Raw genomic sequence first — 21,850 nt, 5'->3', positions numbered from 1 at the left:
AGTGATTGTTATTTCTGATGATTGGTCAGGGTTGGTCTGTTAAGTGCGTCTATCAGGTCATTGGTGTGATACCTGATTGAGGGTTCGTGACTCGGCAAGCTTCACTGTTGCGAGACTCGTGAACCGGCCAACGGCGGCTCTTCAATCATGCACGCCATGTCGACGTCTCGAAGACGAGATTGCGCACCCATCGGCATGACGAGATCGTATCCACCATCAGTTTCCATTGTCAGTCTGCAGGGCAGACCAGGACTGACAACGACAGGCAAAGGCGCCTGATGACCGCACATTACGTGGCGGGTCATCAGGCGCCTTTTTTCATGCTTACTGCACCAGGGAGTGATGTCGATGCAGGCCAGCAAGCCCCAGAGCACAAGTGAGTCTTCCCCCTGTAGCGCCTCGACGACCTGCCCGTATTGCGGTGTCGGGTGTGGCGTGTCACTTGAGCTGGAAACCCGGGCGCAGGAGAGCGGTGAGCTCAAGCGCAGGATCACCGCCGTCAGCGGCGACAACGACCATCCGGCCAATTACGGGCGTCTGTGCGTCAAGGGGTCTGCGCTTGCCGAGACACTGTCATCCAGCGGCCGTCTGACGCAGCCTCAGATACGCGATGCCGCAGGCGTGCTGCGAGAGGTGAGCTGGGATACGGCACTGGAGCTGATCGCCGCTCGCTTCGGTGAGCTGCGCAGCACCCATGGTGGTGACAGCATCGCCGCCTATCTGTCGGGGCAGCTGTTGACCGAGGACTATTACCTCGCCAACAAGCTGTTCAAGGGCTTCATCGGTACGCCGCACCTGGATACCAATTCGCGGCTGTGCATGGCCTCGGCGGTCGTGGCGCACAAGCGTGCCTTCGGGGCAGACGCCGTGCCTTGCAGCTACGAGGATCTCGAGCGTGCCGAGCTGGTGGTGCTGGTCGGCAGCAATCTGGCCTGGAATCACCCGGTGCTGTTCCAGCGCCTCAAGCAGGCGCGTATCGACAATCCCTTGCTGCGTATCGTGGTGATCGACCCGCGCCTGACCGACAGCTGCGAGATCGCGGACCTGTATCTGGGCATTCGCCCCGGTAGCGACGCGCGCCTCTTCAATGGCTTGCTGGCCTATATGGCCGAGCGCGGACGCACCGATCGCCTCTATCTGGAGGCCCACACCCAGGGTTTCGATGCGGCAATCAAGCAGGCGAAGCGTGACGATTGCTCGCTTTCCGCGATTGCGCGGGATTGCGATATCGATGTGGAGCGTCTCGAGACCTTCTATTACTGGTTTGCCACCCAGCTGCACGTGGTCACGCTGTTCTCCCAGGGCGTGAATCAATCGACCAGTGGCACCGACAAGGGCAATGCGATCATCAATTGCCATCTGGCAGGCGGCAAGATCGGGCTGCCGGGGGCGGGGCCGTTCTCCATCACCGGGCAGCCCAATGCGATGGGCGGCCGCGAAGTCGGTGGCCTGGCGAACCAGCTGGCGGCACATATGGATTACGACACGCCGGGTGCGCGGGCGCTGGTCAGCGAGTTCTGGCAGGCACCGAACCTGCCCGAGGGGCCTGGTCACAAGGCGGTCGAGCTGTTCGCGGCGCTGGGGCGTGGCGAAATCAAGGCGCTGTGGATCATGGCGACCAACCCGGCGGTGAGCCTGCCGGATAGCGCACGAGTGCGTGCAGCGCTGGCGGCCTGCCCGCTGGTGATCGTCTCCGAGTGCATGGCCGACAGTGACACTCTGGCGTACGCCGATGTGGTGCTGCCGGCCAGCAGCTGGAGCGAGAAGGATGGCACCGTCACCAACTCCGAGCGCTGCATCTCGCGCCAGCGTGGCCTGCTCACTCCGCCGGGCGAGGCGCGTCATGACTGGTGGCAGCTGGCGGAGGTCGGCAAGCGCATGGGCTTTCATAAGGCTTTCGACTACTCGGGGCCCCACGCGATCTTTCGTGAGCACGCCCGCCTCTCGGGGTTTCGCAATTCTGCGCCGCGTCTCAAGGCCGGTCGCAAGCCATCGGCGACTTCCTCGGTCAAGCGCCTGTTCAACATCGCGCCGTTGGCGGAGCTGGATCGCGCGGGTTACGACGCGCTCAAGCCGATCCAGTGGCCGGTACGCCGCGGGGACAAGGGCGAGCTGATCGGCACGCCGCGCCTGTTCGAGGATGCCACCTTCAATACCCCCAATGGGCGCGCCCGCCTGGTGCCCGTAGTACCGCAATTGCCGCAACAGGCGCTGAGCGATGCGGCGCCGCTGCGCCTCAATACCGGGCGTATTCGTGATCAGTGGCACACCATGACGCGCACCGCGCGCAGTGCTCGCCTGATGAATCACCGGGCCGAGCCTTTCGTGGAGCTCCATCCGCAGGATGCGGCGACTCGTGGCTTGCAGGATGGCGGTCTCGCGCAGCTCAAGGGGCGTGATGAGCAGGGCGGGCTGCGTGGAGATTATCGGGCTCGCGTCCGCATCAGCAGTGGTCAGCGTCGCGGGGAGGTATTCATTCCGATGCACTGGAGCGACCACTTCGCGAGTCATGCCCGCGCCGGTGCGCTGCTGGCGGGGCTCGTCGATCCCTTCTCCGGTCAGCCGGAATCCAAGCATGGCGCGGTCGAGGTCGAGTCATTGCCGTGCGAGTGGCAGGCCACCTTATTGATCGCCCCCTCCATCCTGGCCGGGCGTGAGGATCTGGCGGATGCCGTGGCCCAGCTCGATGGACGCTACTGGGCGCGTATTCCGCAATCGGCATTGGTGCGCTACCAGCTGGCAGGTCAGGGCCAGCCGGATTGGCAGCATTGGTGCGAAAGCCATCTGGGTGTCCCGGCGGGGCTCTGGGCACAGGACGCCGCCCAGGGTGGCATCAGCGCAGCGGGCTTTCGTGATGGGCGTCTTGTCTGGTGGCTGAAGGTGATGCCGGGTGACGCATACCTCGATCGCCAACCCAATATCGCCTGGCTGGGCGAGTGCTTCACATCAGAGCAGCTCTCCGCGCATGAGCGGCGCAGCCTGCTGGCCGGCCGTCTCTCCGGGCAGGCGGATGTCGGGGCGATGGTCTGCGCCTGTCATCAGGTCGGCGAGCTGACCATTCGCCAGGCCATCCAGTCCGGTGACGGTTCCGTGGAAGCCCTGGGCGCGCGACTGGCCTGCGGCACTCGCTGCGGTTCCTGCCTGCCTGAACTCAAACGTCTTGTGGAAGAGGAGCGATCCGATGAGCGGACTGATTCGTTGGAAATGGCGTGACCTGATGTCGGTATCCAGCAGTGCAGAGTCTCTCGGGATTCTCATGGCACGGCTGACCGACGGCCTGGTGTCGCGGCGCGAGTGGCGTGGCGAGAATCGGCATGCGCCAACGCGCAGCGATGCCAACGGGATTTCTCCCGCCTGGGAGGCGTTTCTTCCGGGGCAGGTCGCGCTGGTGGGCGCGGGGCCGGGGGACCCGGACCTGATGACGCTCAAGGCTTGGCGAATGCTGAATGCCGCGGATGCGGTGGTCTATGACCGCCTGGTCGGCGATGAGATTCTCGCTCAGCTACCGGTTCACTGTGAGCGCTACTACGTCGGCAAGGCCTGCGGCAATCATAGTGTGCCGCAGGATGAGATCGGCGCGCTGATGGTGCGCCTGGCAGGGGAGGGCATGCGAGTCGTGCGCCTCAAGGGCGGTGACCCCGGTGTCTTCGGCCGCATGGGGGAAGAGCTCGCGGCCCTCGATGATGCCGCCATCACGCGTCATATCGTGCCGGGCATCACCGCGGCTTCCGGTGCGGCTGCCGCTCTGGGGATGCCATTGACGGATAGGGCGCATGCACAGCGTCTGCGTTTCGTGACCGCTCAGCTCTGCAGCAAGAGCGAGCAACCTGAATGGCAGCAGCTGGCGCGTCGCGATGAAACGCTTCTCTTCTATATGGGGCTCAATCGTCTCGAGGTGATCTGTGATGAGTTACAGCGTCATGGACTGCCGGCGGACTGGCCGATGATGCTGGTCGCCAATGCCAGCCTTCCCGAGCAGCAGACGCTTCACGGCTCGCTCGGCAATATGGTGAGTCGTCTGGCCGAGCATCCATTGCCGACACCCTGCCTGATCATCGTGGGCAGTGTCTGCCAGATGGCGGCGGGGCGAGAGAGTGAGCTGGCCGATGCCGTCGCGCAGGCAGAGGCTCACATGTCTTGCAGGGAAGCTTTTGAAGAAGCTTGTTGAGAGGGGGGGGAGGTGCGCTTGATGGAGTGGTACTGAAAGCGCCGGTAAATGAAGTGGCTGTATAGAGGGCTCCCATCTTGAACCCATTATAGATGTCGTCCTGTTGGCGCTAGATTAAGTGCATAGGCCCGTTTTGCACTGTTTTGGACATTGTGGCCAAAAAGCCCTTGCCCTCACGGCGGTTCGTGCGTAAAGTACGCATCCGCTGCCGGGGACGCATGGCGTTACCAGCGGTGGAAGAGGTTTGCAGGTGATTGTTTTGCTTGATGTTTTGAAGTCCGCTTCGAAATCATCGATTGACAATTCCGGGCGATTCGCTAGAATACGCTGCACTCCTTACGGAACAGGTGATCGAGCAACGCTCCTCACCGCTTGATGATGCTTAGAGGCAGTCGACGGACTCATCATCAAGTGCTTGACTTCTCAAGCGTTCCGGGTAGAATATGCCTCCTCGCTTAACAGCGACGCTCTTTAAAAATTTGATCAGGTAATTCGTGTGAGCGCTTGCCGATGAGTGGTGACAAGGTCACCAAATATCGGAGCAAGCCTCTCACGAGAAGTTTGACTCTGAACCAAGTTTGGTCTGCTTAACAGACTATCAAGCTTTCAACTGAAGAGTTTGATCATGGCTCAGATTGAACGCTGGCGGCAGGCTTAACACATGCAAGTCGAGCGGAAACGATCCTAGCTTGCTAGGAGGCGTCGAGCGGCGGACGGGTGAGTAATGCATGGGAATCTGCCCGATAGTGGGGGACAACCTGGGGAAACTCAGGCTAATACCGCATACGTCCTACGGGAGAAAGCAGGGGATCTTCGGACCTTGCGCTATCGGATGAGCCCATGTCGGATTAGCTTGTTGGTGAGGTAATGGCTCACCAAGGCGACGATCCGTAGCTGGTCTGAGAGGATGATCAGCCACACTGGGACTGAGACACGGCCCAGACTCCTACGGGAGGCAGCAGTGGGGAATATTGGACAATGGGCGAAAGCCTGATCCAGCCATGCCGCGTGTGTGAAGAAGGCCTTCGGGTTGTAAAGCACTTTCAGCGAGGAAGAACGCCTTGGGATTAATACTCTCGAGGAAAGACATCACTCGCAGAAGAAGCACCGGCTAACTCCGTGCCAGCAGCCGCGGTAATACGGAGGGTGCAAGCGTTAATCGGAATTACTGGGCGTAAAGCGCGCGTAGGTGGCTAAGTCAGCCAGGTGTGAAAGCCCCGGGCTCAACCTGGGAACGGCATCTGGAACTGCTTGGCTAGAGTGCAGGAGAGGAAGGTAGAATTCCCGGTGTAGCGGTGAAATGCGTAGAGATCGGGAGGAATACCAGTGGCGAAGGCGGCCTTCTGGACTGACACTGACACTGAGGTGCGAAAGCGTGGGTAGCAAACAGGATTAGATACCCTGGTAGTCCACGCCGTAAACGATGTCAACTAGCCGTTGGGTCCCTTGAGGACTTAGTGGCGCAGCTAACGCAATAAGTTGACCGCCTGGGGAGTACGGCCGCAAGGTTAAAACTCAAATGAATTGACGGGGGCCCGCACAAGCGGTGGAGCATGTGGTTTAATTCGATGCAACGCGAAGAACCTTACCTACCCTTGACATCCAGAGGACTTTCCAGAGATGGATTGGTGCCTTCGGGAACTCTGAGACAGGTGCTGCATGGCTGTCGTCAGCTCGTGTTGTGAAATGTTGGGTTAAGTCCCGTAACGAGCGCAACCCCTATCCTTATTTGCCAGCGAGTAATGTCGGGAACTCTAAGGAGACTGCCGGTGACAAACCGGAGGAAGGTGGGGACGACGTCAAGTCATCATGGCCCTTACGGGTAGGGCTACACACGTGCTACAATGGCAAGTACAAAGGGTTGCAATACTGCGAAGTGGAGCCAATCCCATAAAGCTTGCCTCAGTCCGGATTGGAGTCTGCAACTCGACTCCATGAAGTCGGAATCGCTAGTAATCGTGGATCAGAATGCCACGGTGAATACGTTCCCGGGCCTTGTACACACCGCCCGTCACACCATGGGAGTGGACTGCACCAGAAGTGGTTAGCCTAACCTTCGGGAGGGCGATCACCACGGTGTGGTTCATGACTGGGGTGAAGTCGTAACAAGGTAGCCCTAGGGGAACCTGGGGCTGGATCACCTCCTTATCGACACTGTCTACTGCTCGCGGCAAGTGCTCACAACGAATTACCTGATCTTATTGCTGGCTTAGCCGGCAGTGGCAAGCGTGCTCATCAGAGCGCGCTTCTCACTGTTCTCTGAACAGCCGCTCTTTAACAATGTGAATCATGCTGACGATAGATATGTGCGCCAAGCGCATGTCTATCAAAACGATATGTCGGAGAGGTTCGACAGATTCGTAATCCTTGACAGACCCCTTGGGGTTATATGGTCAAGCGATTAAGCGCATACGGTGGATGCCTTGGCAGCCAGAGGCGATGAAGGACGTGATAGCCTGCGATAAGCGTTGGCGAGGTGGCAAATACCCTGCGACCCAACGATTTCCGAATGGGGAAACCCACTCACCACCAGGTGAGTATCTATAGGCCAATACATAACCTATAGAGGCAAACCCGGGGAACTGAAACATCTAAGTACCCGGAGGAAAAGAAATCAACCGAGATTCCCCAAGTAGCGGCGAGCGAACGGGGACCAGCCCTTAAGCGTGACAACTGACAGACGAACAAGCTGGGAAGCTTGACGATACAGGGTGATAGTCCCGTAGTCGAAGTCTGAGTCACGTGAAATCGAGTAGGTCGGGGCACGAGAAACCTTGACTGAACATGGGGGGACCATCCTCCAAGGCTAAATACTCCTGGCTGACCGATAGTGAACCAGTACCGTGAGGGAAAGGCGAAAAGAACCCCGGCGAGGGGAGTGAAATAGATCCTGAAACCGTATGCGTACAAGCAGTGGGAGCACCTTCGTGGTGTGACCGCGTACCTTTTGTATAATGGGTCAGCGACTTATATTCTGTGGCGAGCTTAACCGTATAGGGGAGGCGTAGGGAAACCGAGTCTTAACTGGGCGACCAGTCGCAGGGTATAGACCCGAAACCGGGCGATCTATCCATGGCCAGGGTGAAGATTGAGTAACATCAATTGGAGGCCCGAACCCAAGTATGTTGAAAAATGCTGGGATGAGCTGTGGATCGGAGTGAAAGGCTAATCAAGCCCGGAGATAGCTGGTTCTCCTCGAAAGCTATTTAGGTAGCGCCTCACGTATCACCGCTGGGGGTAGAGCACTGTTTCGGCTAGGGGGTCATCCCGACTTACCAACCCGAGGCAAACTCCGAATACCAGTGAGTGCAGCGTGGGAGACACACAGCGGGTGCTAACGTCCGTTGTGAAAAGGGAAACAACCCAGACCGTCAGCTAAGGTCCCAAAATCCTGATTAAGTGGGAAACGATGTGGGAAGGCTCAGACAGCTAGGAGGTTGGCTTAGAAGCAGCCATCCTTTAAAGAAAGCGTAATAGCTCACTAGTCGAGTCGGCCTGCGCGGAAGATATAACGGGGCTAAATCAGGTACCGAAGCTACGGGTTCATCCTCTGGATGAGCGGTAGAGGAGCGTCGTGTAAGCCAATGAAGGTGGATTGAGAAGTCTGCTGGAGGTATCACGAGTGCGAATGCTGACATGAGTAACGATAAGGGGAGTGAAAAACTCCCCCGCCGGAAGACCAAGGTTTTCTGTTCTACGTTAATCGGAGCAGAGTGAGTCGGCCCCTAAGGCGAGGCGGAAACGCGTAGTCGATGGGAAACGGGTTAATATTCCCGTACCGGATGTGGTTGCGATGGGGGGACGAAGAAGGCTAGGTGAGCCAGGCGTTGGTTGTCCTGGTGAAAGCATGTAGGCCGAGGAATCAGGCAAATCCGGTTCCTCTGAGGTCGAGATGCGAGACGAACTGACCACGGTCAGGAAGTCATCGATGCCACGCTTCCAGGAAAAGCCTCTAAGCTTCAGATCACATGCGACCGTACCCCAAACCGACACAGGTGGTCAGGTAGAGAATACCAAGGCGCTTGAGAGAACTCGGGTGAAGGAACTAGGCAAAATGGCACCGTAACTTCGGGAGAAGGTGCACCGGTTCGAGTGAAGGACTTGCTCCGTAAGCTCTTACCGGTCGAAGATACCAGGTGGCTGCAACTGTTTATTAAAAACACAGCACTCTGCAAACGCGCAAGCGGACGTATAGGGTGTGACGCCTGCCCGGTGCCGGAAGGTTAATTGATGGGGTTAGCTCACGCGAAGCTCTTGATCGAAGCCCCGGTAAACGGCGGCCGTAACTATAACGGTCCTAAGGTAGCGAAATTCCTTGTCGGGTAAGTTCCGACCTGCACGAATGGCGTAATGATGGCCACGCTGTCTCCACCCGAGACTCAGTGAAATTGAAATCGCAGTGAAGATGCTGTGTACCCGCGGCTAGACGGAAAGACCCCGTGAACCTTTACTATAGCTTTACACTGGATGCTGATGTTGTCTGTGTAGGATAGCTGGGAGGCTTTGAAACCGCGTCGCCAGATGCGGTGGAGCCAACCTTGAAATACCAGCCTGACATCATTGGCGTTCTAACTCAGGTCCGTTATCCGGATCGAGGACAGTGTATGGTGGGTAGTTTGACTGGGGCGGTCTCCTCCTAAAGAGTAACGGAGGAGCACGAAGGTACCCTCAGCACGGTTGGAAATCGTGCATTGAGTGCAAGAGCATAAGGGTGCTTGACTGCGAGACAGACACGTCGAGCAGGTACGAAAGTAGGTTCTAGTGATCCGGTGGTTCTGTATGGAAGGGCCATCGCTCAACGGATAAAAGGTACTCCGGGGATAACAGGCTGATACCGCCCAAGAGTTCACATCGACGGCGGTGTTTGGCACCTCGATGTCGGCTCATCACATCCTGGGGCTGAAGTCGGTCCCAAGGGTATGGCTGTTCGCCATTTAAAGTGGTACGCGAGCTGGGTTTAGAACGTCGTGAGACAGTTCGGTCCCTATCTGCCGTGGGCGTCGGAAGTTTGAGAAGAGCTGCTCCTAGTACGAGAGGACCGGAGTGGACGAACCTCTGGTGTTCGGGTTGTCATGCCAATGGCATTGCCCGGTAGCTACGTTCGGACGGGATAACCGCTGAAAGCATCTAAGCGGGAAGCCCCCTTCAAGATGAGACTTCCCTGAGGCCTTGCGCCTCCTGAAGGGCCCTTGAAGACTACAAGGTTGATAGGCTGGGTGTGGAAGCACAGCAATGTGTTGAGCTAACCAGTACTAATTGCCCGTGAGGCTTGACCATATAACACCCAAGGGGTTTGCTTCGGCAAACCGCCGGGATTGCGACAGGATCGAGACATATCGGTCAGCATGATTCATATTGCGAGTCGCGAGGCCACAAGCCTCGGGACTCAGGCATCGCAAGATGCCACCGTTTCGCCTGACGACCATAGCGAGCGTGAACCACCCGATCCCATGCCGAACTCGGAAGTGAAACCGCTTAGCGCCGATGGTAGTGTGGAGTTTCTCCATGTGAGAGTAGGTCATCGTCAGGCACTTATCCCGAACCGCCCCTGCAGCCATGCTGCAGGGGCGGTTCTCTTTGTGGTCAGAAAAAGTTGTGCTCAGGAAACGTTGGCGCAAGAACTGCCGTGCTGGGGTAAATGCGTACAGCACAAGACATAGCCACATGAGCTATATGAGCTATATGAGCTATATGAGCTATATGATACAAAGATGCCTCTATCATTATCGTGATAGAGGCATCCTTGTATATGGATCAGTATCACTGGGAAAGCGTGCTGGCTCTCTATTGAGTGTACTTGATCGACAGGCATTCCACGCTGTTGAGAGATATCTTTATCGGGAGATATCTTTACTGTTGCAGCACCTGCTTGGTGTCTGCGCTGTCATTGAATATCACTCATTGAAGCTATCCATGAACAGGCGCAAGGAGGCGGCATGTCGAGGGGCTTTTCATATTCGTTATCAAGACTTCTATTGGCAGGAATGATGGCTCTTTTGTTGGGGCTGATGTCGTCAGAAATGGCATCTGCCGGGGAGCGAGAGAGGAAGATAGAGCGCTGTCAGTTCATCAAGGACAAGATCGAATATTATACCGATAGGCGTCGCGGCGGCGGGTCGTCGGGCCAGATGCGAAGTTGGCAGTCCCAGCGCAATGACTACAAGCAGCGCTACCGGGATGAAAACTGCACGCGCGTCAGGACAGCACTGAAGTGACTCCCCTATTGACGCGATAATAGTGAATCGCAGTGCGCTATTCTCAGCGCTGTAGGTTGTAGGTTGTAGGTTGTAGGTTGTAGGTTGTAGGTTGTAGATAGACGCAGCCAAAAATGACAATGCCCCTCTTGAGACATTCTCAAGAGGGGCATTGTTGTTCAAGACGATTCACTCAGGACAATTCGCACAGGGCGATTCGTTCAGGGACGTTTGCGCAGGCGTGTCAGGCCTTCCTGGGCGCTGGATGCCACCAGTTCACCGTGTCGGTTGTAGAGGCTGCCGCGAGCGAAACTACGTGCGCCTCCTGCCCATGGGCTATCCATCTCGTAGAGCAGCCAGTCATTGACGCGTACATCGCGGTGGAACCATAGCGAGTGATCCAGGCTCGCCATTTGCAGTTCGGGCGAACCGAACTGCACACCATGTCCGCCGAGGCCTGTCGCCAGCAGATTGAAGTCGGAGCTGTAAGTCAGCAGGTAGCGATGCAGGGCATCATCTTCCGGCAGCTCGCCTGCCAGTCGGAACCACAGCCGCTGGCGTGGCGGTGGGCAGGCATCATCACTCGCCAAGCTAGGCGCCTTCAGGCGCAGGAACTCGATGGGATGGCCTTCGTAGCGCTCGATGCGTGCTCCCTGTTCGATCAACTGCTCAGGGGGCTCGATATCGGGCATGGCGAGCTGATGCTCGAAGCCTGCCTCCTTGCCATGGAAGGAGGCGCTGCAGAAGAAGATGGTCTTGCCATTCTGGATGGCACTGATGCGTCGGGTCGTGAAGCTGCCGCCATCACGCACGCCATCAACCTGATAGATGACAGGCTTGTGGGCATCGCCCGGGCGCAGGAAGTAGCCATGCAGAGAGTGGACCTGGCGTTCGACCGGTACCGTGCGTGTCGCTGCGGACAGCGCTTGTCCGAGTACCTGTCCACCAAATAGCTGAGGGAAGCCGAGGTCCTGACTGTGCCCTCTGAACAGGTTCTCTTCCAGGGTCTCAAGACCCAGCAGGGTGACCAGTGCCTCAAGAGGCGCAGTAGCTGTTTGGGTCATGGATCTATCCTTGTACTGAGGGGCGGGCGCTCGGAGCAGTGCCAGACCGCACACGGTGGCAATGCAGGAGGAAGCGCGAGCGCCAAGCCGTTATCATGGTGAGCGAAACAATGGCCTCAGGATACCGGAGAACAACGGTGAGTGACGAGTTGGCGATAGCGCCGCAGGCCCGGAGTGGGCCACGTGGGGATCATTACTATATGCACCGAGCGCTGGATCAGGCGCGGCTGGCATTCGAGGCTGGCGAGGTGCCTGTCGGCGCGGTGGTGGTCAATCCCCAGGGCGACATCATCGGCACTGGCTACAATGCGCCGGTCAGCACCCCGGACCCGACGGCACATGCCGAGGTGCAGGCCTTGCGCGCGGCGGCGGCCCGACTCGGCAACTATCGTCTCGACGATTGCACGCTGTATGTGACGCTGGAGCCCTGCATGATGTGCAGTGGTGCCTTGATCCACGCGCGGGTGAAGCGGGTCGTCTACGGGGCGGCAGAGCCGAAGACCGGCATGGTGGAATCGCGTGCCAATCTGTTTGCACAGCCCTGGCATAACCATCACGTCGAGGTGGAAGGGGGGCTATTGGCCGCTCAGGCCAAGCGCTTGCTCAAGTCCTTCTTCGCGGAGCGGCGCGGTGAGCTTCCGCGCTGATCCTTTCATGCTGAACCTTTCGCGCTGAACCTTCCGCTCAGATCCGCCCGCGCAGATCTCTCCGCGTTGCTATCGTGTTGGTCTCCATGAGCCGTCAGGCGGCGACCTGAACCTGATTGCGACCACTGGACTTGGCGCGATACAGCGCCTCATCCGCTGCCTGCAGCAGTGCATCCAGCCGCAATGGAGCGCGCGCCACGCATGCCATGCCCACGGATACCGTGACGACGCTGTCCGTGGCGGGCTGCGGCAGTCCTGCAGCCTGCACGGCACGCCGCAACTCTTCCGCCAGAGTGCGGCCCACCGCGCGCGGGCATTCCGGAATGCACACCACGAACTCCTCGCCACCGAAGCGCGCCAGTATGCCGCCGGCAGACTCCACGGGCGCCCGTGAGACGGCGGCAATCTTCTGCAGGTAGCGATCTCCCTCCAAGTGCCCCAGTTTGTCGTTGATCGTCTTGAAGAAGTCGATATCCAGAATCATGACCGTCAGAGGCATCTTGCCGCTGAAGCTCTGCACCTGCTCGAGGAAATAGCGACGATTGGGCAGCTGGGTCAGCTCGTCGTGACGCGCCAGCCATTGGATCTCGTTCTGCAGTCGCTCTCGCCGCACCATCTCTTCGCGAAGTGCATCATTGGCATTCTTGACGATGCCGTGCTCCTGCGAGACGCGGCGATACATGTAGATCACGAGGAAGAGCAGGTAGGCCAGCAGCATGCCCGTCAGCAACGTCACTTCCGGCAGACGGCCACGAGTGGCCGCCAGGAATTGCTGTGTCGGCTGCAGGCCCAGTGTCAGGTCGGTGGCGGGCAGTTCGATGGGGATGCGATGCCCCCAGGGCGCCAGACGACTTTCCGGGCCGACATGGATATAGATGTTGCCGCGCTCTGACAGGGTGACCGCAAATGCCTCATTGCGTGCCGTGTCCATGGCCCTGTCGAGCAGAGGGGCTAGATCCACCACCATGGCGATCGCCCCCAGGATGGTGCCATCACGAGGATCGCGCACCGGCAGGTAGGACACCATGCCCTTGCCGCCCTGAATCAGGTCGATGATGCCGGTATGGCCCTCGATGCCGAGTTCCAGCGGGTTGCGCAGCGGAGTGTCCGGTTGAGCATCCAGCAGGCGTACGCCCAGCACATCATGATTGCGGCCCTTGTCCGGGAAGACGCGCGAAACCACGCTGTCCGGATCGATGAAGGCGATGTTCTGGAAGTAATCGAAATCCTTGTAATAGCTGCGTGCCAGGCGCTGCCATTCTCCGCGCGTCGGTGTCTGCCCCATCAGGCTCCAGAAACCGGCGAAGCGCCGCATCGCATTGAGCTGGTCGTTGATCTCGCGAGACAGCTCCGTGGCGATCTTGTCGCCCAGTACGTAGGTCGACTGGTTGATGCGATTGTTCTCGTCCTGGCTCTGCTGCTGCCAGGCGAGCAGACAGACCAGGGTGATCGAGGAGGAAATGATCAGCGGTATGAGATTGCGGCGCCACATCTGCATGAATGCCGGCTGTAGATCGATCCATTGAGCGATCAACAGCAGACTGACGAAGCTGGTCAGCGTGATGCGTTCCGGGCCTGCCAGCACCATGCTGGCGACGGAAAGACTGGCGTCGGACATCATGGCAAACAGCAACAGCAGCGTGACTTGCGTCAGCTGGATGGCAGAGCCGAATCCCAGTCGCATGCGCAACAGGGCGCAGGTCGTGAGGCCGAAACAGGCGAACAGGATCAGGATAGGCGGGCGGATATTGGCGATGTGCCAATCGCCCGGCAGATTGATCAGCAGGTCTCCCCAGTGGTCCACCCCCACCCAGCTTTCCGGTAGCAGGAAGGTGCAGATCAGCAGGATATTCAGGATCAATGAGGCGCTGAGGAACAGCTGACTGAGGGAGGTATTGCGCCAATGCCAGGCAGCCTGGCCGGCGGCTTGCAGGGTCAACATCATCAGCAGCAGCGCATTGGCTTCATTGCCGGCAGACGGCCAGAGCCCCAGCAAGGCGATGCCGAACGCGATCAGGCTTAGCGACATCAAGACGAGTCTGCGTGTCATTCCCTGTCCTTAGAGGCTCTTGATGCGTGGTGAAGATGCGTGCACTTGAGGCACCGGAGTGCTGACGGTCCGAACTCCATCCTCAGAGAATCGGAGGCACTGTATCGAAGGGATTGCTGTCGCCTTCGTCGTCGGTAATCGGACGCTCATCCAGCTGATAGAACTGCTGCTGGCTACGGTAAACATAATTCAGTATTTCATAATAACGACGGATATTGCGGACATAGATGACAGGTTCTCCGCCGCGTGCATAACCATAACGGACTTTCTGGTACCACTCACGATTCTGCAGCAAGGGCAGGGCTTCGCGGACATCTTTCCAGCGATTCGGGTCGCCGCCCTTCATCTTCACGATCCGTCTGGCGTCAAACAGGTGACCCAGGCCGACATTGTAGGCTGCCAGCGTCATCCAGGTGCGATCCGGTTCCTTGATCTCGTCCGGCAAGCGTCCCTTTATACTCACAAGATAGCGTGAGCCACCATCGATGCTCTGAACGGGGTCCAAACGGTTGGCGATCTTCATTTCGCGCGCCGTCACATTGGTCAGCATCATCAGGCCGCGCACCCCCGTGGGAGAGGTGGCCTTCGGCTGCCAGTGCGATTCTTGATAGCCCGTGGCGGCCAGCAGTTTCCAGTCGATACCGGTTTCGCGCGCGGCTTCCTTGAAGGTGTCGATATAACGCGGCAGGCGGTCGCGTGCCTGGCGGATGAAGGTGCGTGCGCCGACATACTCGAGATAGTCATCATGGCCGAAATAGCGCTCGACCAGTTGATCGAGGGTGCCATCCTGGCGACGTGTCTCGAGAAAATCATTGGCGGCGGTCAGCAATGAGATGTCGCCATGCGCGGGGAAGGCCCAGGCCAGGGTCAGCGGATCGCCCACGTCGAAGCCGTTCTCCACATTGGGGAAGAACAGGCGATTGAGCTTGAATTGATGGGCATAGACGACCGCCGCATCCAGCTTGTCTTCCTCGATGCGTTGCAGCAGGTCCGCCACCTCAAGCTCGCCGGTTTCCTTCCAGCTGAGCTCGGGGATATCCTGCTGGACTTCGCGCAGTACCAGGCTGGTGCCGGCGCCCTTGATGACGCCGATGCGCTTGCCGACCAGATCCTTCAATTCCTTGGGTGGATGCATGCCGCGCCGATAGACCACCATCGCCTGCAATTCGAGGATGGGGCGCGAGAAGCGCAGGTCCTGTTCGGAGAGATCCAGCGGCAGGGTCGCGGCCGCAAGATCGGCCTGATCATTGAGCACGCTCTGGGTCAGGCTCTCGATATTGTGCTCGGAATCCATCGACAGACTCACGCCAAGATAATCGGCGAAGTCCCGTGCCAGCTCGTATTCGAAACCGGTAGGCCCCTGACGGCCACGATAGAAGGTCGTGGGGGTATTGCGCGTGGCGACCTGAATGAAGTCGCGCGCGCGGACATCGTCCAGCCGCGTGGGCATCTCGATGAGGGTACGCTCGGGCAGTATCAGCAAGGCGAGGGCCAGCGCCGCGACGAGGAAACGCCGCGCGTGGCGCAGCAGCTGTCGCACGGGCGGAATGAGAGAAGAGGGCGAAGTCTTGAGCATGCGTCAGCATCATTCACGGCAGGGCTTCCACCATACCGGCAGCTCAACACACTGTCATCCAACGCATGTCGCCTGCGGGCTTCGTTAAGGCTCGCCTTTCACGTATGATATGCGCTTGCTGCCGCCGTTTGGCGGTTGTCCGTTCACGCTGCTTCAGAGGCTTTCCCTGACCATGCTCGAACTGCGAGGCGCGCCTGCCCTTTCCGCCTTCCGTCACACCCGTCTACTGGCTGCATTACGCGAGCTGGTGCCGGAGGTGGAATCTCTTCATGCCGAGTACCTTCATCTGGCCGAGGTCGATGGTGAACTGAGCAGTTCCGATCGGACAACACTGGAGCGCCTGCTGGACTACGGCCCCACTCGTGACGAGAGCGCTCCGGAAGGACATCTCTTCCTCGTCATCCCCCGCCTCGGCACGCTGTCTCCCTGGTCTTCCAAGGCCACGGATATCGCCGCCAACTGCGGCCTGCCGCAAGTCCGCCGCCTCGAGCGTGGCATCGCCTACCGCATCAAGCTGGACGCGCCCCTGAGCGAAGAGCTCTTCGCCACGCTGTCCTCCCGACTGCACGACCGCATGACCGAGACGGTATTGACCCGTACTCAGGACGCGGCACGTCTGTTCCAGCATCAGGCACCTGCCAAGCTTGCCCATGTCGACATCCTCGGCGGTGGCCGCGAAGCCCTGGCCAAGGCCAACGGTAGCCTGGGGCTGGCGCTGGCCGATGACGAGATCGATTATCTGGTCGAGTCCTTCAAGACTCTGGGCCGCAATCCTGCCGACATCGAACTGATGATGTTCGCTCAGGCGAACTCCGAGCATTGCCGCCACAAGATCTTCAATGCGGACTGGACCATCGACGGCGAAGCGCAGTCGCACTCGCTGTTCAAGATGATCAAGAACACCTACCAGCATCATCCGGATGGCGTGCTGTCCGCCTACAGTGACAACGCCGCCGTGATGGAAGGTCCGACTGCCGGGCGTTACTTCCCGACAGGCGAAGGCCACATCTATCGCTACCATCAGGAACCGATCAACATCCTGATGAAGGTCGAGACCCACAACCACCCGACCGCCATCGCCCCTTATCCGGGCGCCGCGACCGGTGCCGGTGGCGAGATTCGTGATGAAGGCGCGACCGGTGTCGGCTCCAAGCCGAAAGCGGGTCTGACCGGCTTCAGCGTCTCCAACCTGCGTATCCCGGGCTTCGAACAGCCGTGGGAGCACGACTACGGCAAGCCGGAGCGCATCAAGACCGCCTACGACATCATGCTCGAAGGCCCGATCGGTGGCGCTGCGTTCAACAACGAATTCGGCCGACCCAACCTCAACGGCTACTTCCGTACCTACGAGCAGGATGCCTTCGGTGCCGGCGGTATCGAGCGTCGCGGCTATCACAAGCCGATCATGCTCGCCGGCGGTTACGGCAACATCCGCAGTCAGCACGTCGAGAAGGGCGATATTCCGGTCGGTGCCAAGCTGATCGTGATGGGCGGCCCGGCGATGCTGATCGGTCTGGGCGGCGGTGCTGCCTCTTCCATGGCCTCCGGCAGCTCCAGCGAAGACCTCGATTTCGCCTCCGTGCAGCGTGACAACGCCGAGATGGAGCGTCGCGTGCAGGAAGTCATCGATCGCTGCTGGGCGCTGGATGACAAGAACCCGATCTGCTTCATCCACGACGTCGGCGCGGGCGGTCTGTCCAACGCACTGCCGGAGCTGGTCAAGGATGGCGGTCGCGGTGGCCTGTTCGACCTGCGCGCCGTGCCGAGCGCCGAATCCGGCATGAGCCCGCTGGAAATCTGGTGCAACGAATCCCAGGAACGTTACGTGCTGGCGGTGGCGCCGGAGAATCTGGCCACCTTCGAAGCCCTGTGCGAGCGTGAGCGTTGCCTGTACGCCGTGGTCGGTGAAGCCCTCGAGGAGCACGAGCTGATCGTCAAGGATGGTCACTTCGATACGCGTCCGGTCGATCTGCCGATGGACGTGCTGTTCGGCAAGCCGCCCAAGATGTCACGCAGCTTCGAGCGCCAGACGCTGGAACTGCCGGCGCTGGGTCTCGACAACCTCGACCCGCGCGAAGCGATGACCCGTGTGCTGCAGCTGCCCACCGTCGCCTCCAAGAAATTCCTGATCACCATCGGCGACCGCTCGATCACCGGCATGGTCGCGCGCGACCAGATGGTCGGTCCGTGGCAGGTACCGGTGGCCGATTGCGCCGTCACCACCAGCTCCCTCGACAGCCATGTCGGTGAAGCGATGGCGATGGGCGAGCGTACCCCGGTCGCGTTGATCTCGCCGGCGGCGTCCGCGCGTCTGGCCGTGGCCGAGGTGATCACCAATCTGGCCGCCGCGCCGATCGCCAAGCTGTCTGACATCAAGCTGTCCGCCAACTGGATGAGCGCTGCCGATCACACCGGCGAGAATCAGGCGCTCTACGAGGCCGTCCACGCCGTCGGCATGGAGCTGTGCCCGGCGCTGGACCTGACCATCCCGGTCGGCAAGGACTCCATGTCCATGCGCACCGCCTGGCAGGACGAGAACGGCGAAGACAAGTCGATCACCGCGCCGCTGTCGCTGGTGATGACAGGCTTCGCGCCGGTCACCGATGCCATGCGTACTCTCACGCCGCAGCTGCGTCGCACGCTGAATGGCGAGGCCGTGGAGACGGACCTGATCCTGATCGATCTCGGCCATGGCGCTCACCGTCTCGGTGGCTCCGCGCTGGCGCAGGTCTATGGTCAGGTCGGCAACGAAGCGCCGGATCTTGCCAAGCCTGAAGACCTCAAGCACTTCTTCGAGGCCATCCAGCGCTTCAATGTCGAAGGCAAGCTGCTGGCCTATCACGACCGCAGCGACGGTGGTCTGTTGACCACCTTGATGGAAATGTCCTTCGCGGGACGTGTCGGTCTCGATATCTCCCTCGACTGGACCGCCGCCGAGCCGGGTCAGGCCACCGGCGCGCTGTTCGCCGAAGAACTGGGTGCCGTGGTGCAGGTGCGTCGCGAGCATACCGAGTCTATCCTCGCCGAGCTCAAGGCCGTGGGCCTCGAGCACAGTGGCGTGATCGCCACGCCGCGTGCCGATGAGCAGATCAACATCACGCTGCTGGGCCAGAACCTGCTCTCCACCACCCGCGCCAGCGCCGAGCGCCTGTGGGCCGAGACCAGCTATCGCATGCAGGCCGCACGTGACAACGCCGATTGCGCCAAGAGCGAATTCGAGTCCATCAACGACGTGCGTGATCCGGGCCTGACCGCCCAGGCTACCTTCGACGTCAATGAGGACATCGCGGCGCCGTACCTGAACACCGGTGCACGTCCGCGCATGGCGATCCTGCGCGAGCAGGGCGTCAATGGTCAGCTCGAGATGGCGGCAAGCTTCGATCGTGCCGGTTTCGAGGCCGTCGATGTCCACATGAGCGACATCCTCGAAGGGCGTGTCGATCTGGACACCATGCGGGGGCTGGTCGCCTGTGGCGGTTTCTCCTACGGTGACGTGCTGGGCGCCGGCGGCGGCTGGGCCAAGTCGGTGCTGTTCAATGCGCGTGCGCGTGAACAGTTCGAGCGCTTCTTCAACCGTGACGACAGCTTCGCGCTGGGCGTCTGCAACGGTTGCCAGATGCTCTCCCAGCTCAAGGAGCTGATCCCGGGTGCCGAGGCCTGGCCGCGCTTCGTGCGCAACGAGTCCGAGCAGTTCGAGGCGCGTGTCGCGATGGTCGAAGTCGAGAAGAGCGCCTCGCTGTTCCTCGATGGCATGGAAGGCTCGCGCCTGCCGATCGCCATCGCGCATGGCGAAGGGCGTGCCGAGTTCCGCGACAGCGCTCACCTGCGCAAGATGCAGAGCAGCGGCCAGGTCGCGCTGCGTTACGTCGACAACTACGGCCAGACCACCACGCGCTATCCGGCCAACCCGAACGGCTCGCCGTCCGGCATCACCGGCCTGACCACCGATGATGGTCGCGTGACCATCATGATGCCGCACCCGGAGCGCGTGGCGCGTGCCGTCACCAACTCCTGGCGTCCGGACGACTGGCAGCAGGATGGCGCCTGGTTGCGCATGTTCCGCAATGCCCGTCGCTGGGTTGACTGAGCGACGTGACGCGCCAGCGACTCGGCCTCCTCGGTCGATGAGGCTGGCGCACGCCACCAGTGGCGAAATGCAGTAACGGGAGACGCCTTCGTGGTTCACGCCACGAGGGCGTCTTCTTGTTTATAGACATGCCGAGAGCACCGTGGTGCGACTGGCTCAACAGCGGATTCCACCGTTGAGCAGGACACTCGGCCCGGCATGCGGCAGGCTGGCGTCATCGTGATGTCGCCATCGCCATCGCCATCGCCATCGATGATGATGCCTGCCTGACAGGCATGGTGTGTTCCGTGGCCGCCGCACTGGGCGCAACCCGTGGTCGCGACTCTTGCTCACAACCCCTGACCCTCCCACAACGACAGCCCTGACATTGCTGTTCGCTGGCAAAGGAAGCTTTGATGAAACTGAAATGGTCGCTGTTACCTCGCTACTCCGTCTTCGGGCTCTGTGTCCTCGGCTTGCTGGTCTGCCTGGGGCTGTCGGAGCTGACGCCCTGGATATGGCCGCTGACGCTGCTGATGGCCTTTCTGGTCGCCGTCGGCATCTACGATATGCAGCAGCCGGATTACGCCGTGCGTCGCAACTATCCGGTGATCGGCAACATGCGCTACCTGTTCAAGGCGCTGCGTCCGGAAATGCGTCAGTACCTGTTCGAGTCGGACACCGATCAGCTGCCGTTTTCCCACAAGCAGCGCGAGCTGGTCTATGCGCGTGGCCGTCAGCACAATTCCTCCCAGCCGTTCGGCACCTTGCTCGATGTCTATTCCGACAGCTATGAGTTCATCGGTCACTCCATGCAGACCTCGAGTGTGCCGGACCCCAAGGGCTTTCGTCTCAACGTCGGCAACTCCCAGTGCTCGCATCCCTACAATGCCTCGCTGTTCAATATCTCGGCGATGAGCTTCGGCTCCTTGAGCGCCAATGCCATCCGCGCCCTGAACAAGGGCGCCAGGCTGGGCAACTTCGCCCATGACACCGGCGAAGGCAGCATCAGCCCCTATCACCGCGAATTCGAGGGCGATCTGATCTGGGAGCTGGGCAGTGGCTACTTCGGCTGCCGCGACGAGGAAGGGCGCTTCGATGGCGAGAAGTTTGCCCGTCAGGCGGCCAGCGAGCAGGTCAAGATGATCGAGATCAAGCTCAGCCAGGGTGCCAAACCCGGCCACGGGGGCGTCTTGCCGGCCAGCAAGATCAGCGAGGAGATCGCCGAGACGCGCGGGATTCCGATGGGCAAGGACTGCATCTCGCCCTCCAACCACGGTGAGTTCTCCACACCGCTTGAGCTGTTGAGCTTCATCCAGCGCCTGCGCGAGCTGTCGGGTGGCAAGCCGGTGGGCTTCAAGCTGTGCCTCGGTCAGCCGTGGGAGTTCATGGCCATCGTCAAGGCGATGCTCGAGACCGGGGTCGTGCCCGATTTCATCGTCGTCGATGGCAGTGAGGGCGGCACCGGCGCTGCGCCGACCGAATTCACCGACCACCTCGGCACTCCGCTGCGTGAAGGGCTGCAGTTCGTCCACAACTCGCTGGTGGGCGCAGGGCTGCGTGATGAGGTGCGCATCGGGGTCAGCGGCAAGATCATCAGTGCCTTCGATATCGCCTGCGTGATGGCGCTGGGCGCGGACTGGGTCAATGCCGCACGCGGTTACATGTTCGCGCTGGGCTGCATCCAGTCACTGAGCTGTCACACCAACAAGTGCCCGACAGGCATCGCCACCCAGGATGATCTGCGCCAGAAATCGCTGGTCGTGGAAGACAAGGCCGATCAGGTGCGTCACTTCCACCACAACACCCTGCATGCGCTGGCCGAGATCCTGTCGGCGGCGGGCCTGCACACGCCCTGGCAGATCACCCCGGACCACCTGGTGCATCGTGTCTCCGAGAATGAGGTCAAGCTGTTCTCGCACCTGCATCCCTTCCTGACCAAGGGCGCGCTGCTGACGCAAGGGGATGACTATCCCTTCTATCGCCGTGTCTGGGCGATGGCCCAGGCCGAGAGCTTCCAGCCGCGATCGCTGTCAGAGGTGTCGGGGGCCAAGCGCGAGTAGACAATCGCCACCTCTGCGACCA

The 21,850-nt window shown here is 60.1% G+C and carries 9 protein-coding genes and 3 rRNA genes; 9 read left to right on the top strand and 3 right to left on the bottom strand.

Features of this window, described 5'->3' with window-relative positions; genetic code table 11:
* Nucleotides 1-348: 348 nt before the first annotated feature.
* The 6 genes from CLAM6_RS15270 to CLAM6_RS15245 all read left to right on the top strand — a co-directional run bounded on the left by CLAM6_RS15270 (nucleotide 349) and on the right by CLAM6_RS15245 (nucleotide 10,383).
* Nucleotides 349-3,213, top strand: coding sequence for a nitrate reductase (locus tag CLAM6_RS15270; RefSeq protein WP_153636551.1), 2,865 nt, complete (start codon nucleotides 349-351; stop codon nucleotides 3,211-3,213).
* A complete protein-coding gene (cobA, locus tag CLAM6_RS15265; protein WP_242007698.1) occupies nucleotides 3,182-4,168 on the top strand; it encodes a uroporphyrinogen-III C-methyltransferase in 987 nt (328 codons plus the stop codon). Before CLAM6_RS15270 ends, cobA begins: the two co-directional genes overlap by 32 nt.
* Nucleotides 4,169-4,775: 607 nt before the next feature.
* Nucleotides 4,776-6,316 (top strand): 16S ribosomal RNA (locus tag CLAM6_RS15260).
* Between the two features lie 243 nt (nucleotides 6,317-6,559).
* Nucleotides 6,560-9,445, top strand: a 23S ribosomal RNA gene (locus CLAM6_RS15255).
* Nucleotides 9,446-9,582: 137 nt separating this feature from the next.
* Nucleotides 9,583-9,698, top strand: a 5S ribosomal RNA gene (gene rrf, locus CLAM6_RS15250).
* The 16S, 23S and 5S rRNA genes sit together here, the layout of an rRNA operon.
* A 406-nt stretch (nucleotides 9,699-10,104) precedes the next feature.
* Nucleotides 10,105-10,383: a hypothetical protein gene (locus CLAM6_RS15245; protein WP_153636550.1), complete on the top strand. Its 279-nt coding sequence runs from the start codon at nucleotides 10,105-10,107 to the stop codon at nucleotides 10,381-10,383.
* Between the two features lie 200 nt (nucleotides 10,384-10,583).
* Here the strand turns inward: CLAM6_RS15245 and CLAM6_RS15240 are convergent, their stop codons facing one another.
* Nucleotides 10,584-11,426, bottom strand: coding sequence for an acyl-CoA thioesterase (locus tag CLAM6_RS15240; protein WP_153636549.1), 843 nt, complete (start codon nucleotides 11,424-11,426; stop codon nucleotides 10,584-10,586).
* A 200-nt stretch (nucleotides 11,427-11,626) separates the two neighbouring features.
* Between CLAM6_RS15240 and tadA the strand changes: the two genes are divergently transcribed.
* The gene (gene tadA / locus CLAM6_RS15235; protein WP_043336347.1) at nucleotides 11,627-12,073 is read left to right on the top strand and encodes a tRNA adenosine(34) deaminase TadA; all 447 of its coding nucleotides are present in this window, start codon (nucleotides 11,627-11,629) and stop codon (nucleotides 12,071-12,073) included.
* Nucleotides 12,074-12,167: 94 nt separating this feature from the next.
* Here the strand turns inward: tadA and CLAM6_RS15230 are convergent, their stop codons facing one another.
* Both CLAM6_RS15230 and mltF read right to left on the bottom strand, forming a co-directional pair.
* On the bottom strand, nucleotides 12,168-14,123 hold the full coding sequence (locus CLAM6_RS15230; RefSeq protein WP_107335978.1) for a GGDEF domain-containing protein: 1,956 nt from the start codon (nucleotides 14,121-14,123) through the stop codon (nucleotides 12,168-12,170).
* 82 nt (nucleotides 14,124-14,205) lie between these two features.
* Nucleotides 14,206-15,699: a membrane-bound lytic murein transglycosylase MltF gene (gene mltF / locus CLAM6_RS15225; RefSeq protein WP_082388806.1), complete on the bottom strand. Its 1,494-nt coding sequence runs from the start codon at nucleotides 15,697-15,699 to the stop codon at nucleotides 14,206-14,208.
* 172 nt (nucleotides 15,700-15,871) lie between these two features.
* On the opposite strand from mltF, the gene purL reads away from it, so the two are divergent.
* Both purL and CLAM6_RS15215 read left to right on the top strand, forming a co-directional pair.
* A complete protein-coding gene (purL, locus tag CLAM6_RS15220) occupies nucleotides 15,872-19,786 on the top strand; it encodes a phosphoribosylformylglycinamidine synthase (RefSeq protein ID WP_153636548.1) in 3,915 nt (1,304 codons plus the stop codon).
* Between the two features lie 395 nt (nucleotides 19,787-20,181).
* Entirely contained in the window at nucleotides 20,182-21,828 is a 1,647-nt protein-coding gene (locus CLAM6_RS15215; RefSeq protein WP_197738691.1) for an FMN-binding glutamate synthase family protein, read from the top strand.
* Nucleotides 21,829-21,850: the final 22 nt, after the last annotated feature.

Source organism: Cobetia sp. AM6, from assembly GCF_009617955.1.
GTDB lineage: Bacteria > Pseudomonadota > Gammaproteobacteria > Pseudomonadales > Halomonadaceae > Cobetia > Cobetia amphilecti.
Note: the sequence above shows the minus strand (reverse complement) of the source record. Positions and strands in the feature narration are given on the sequence as shown.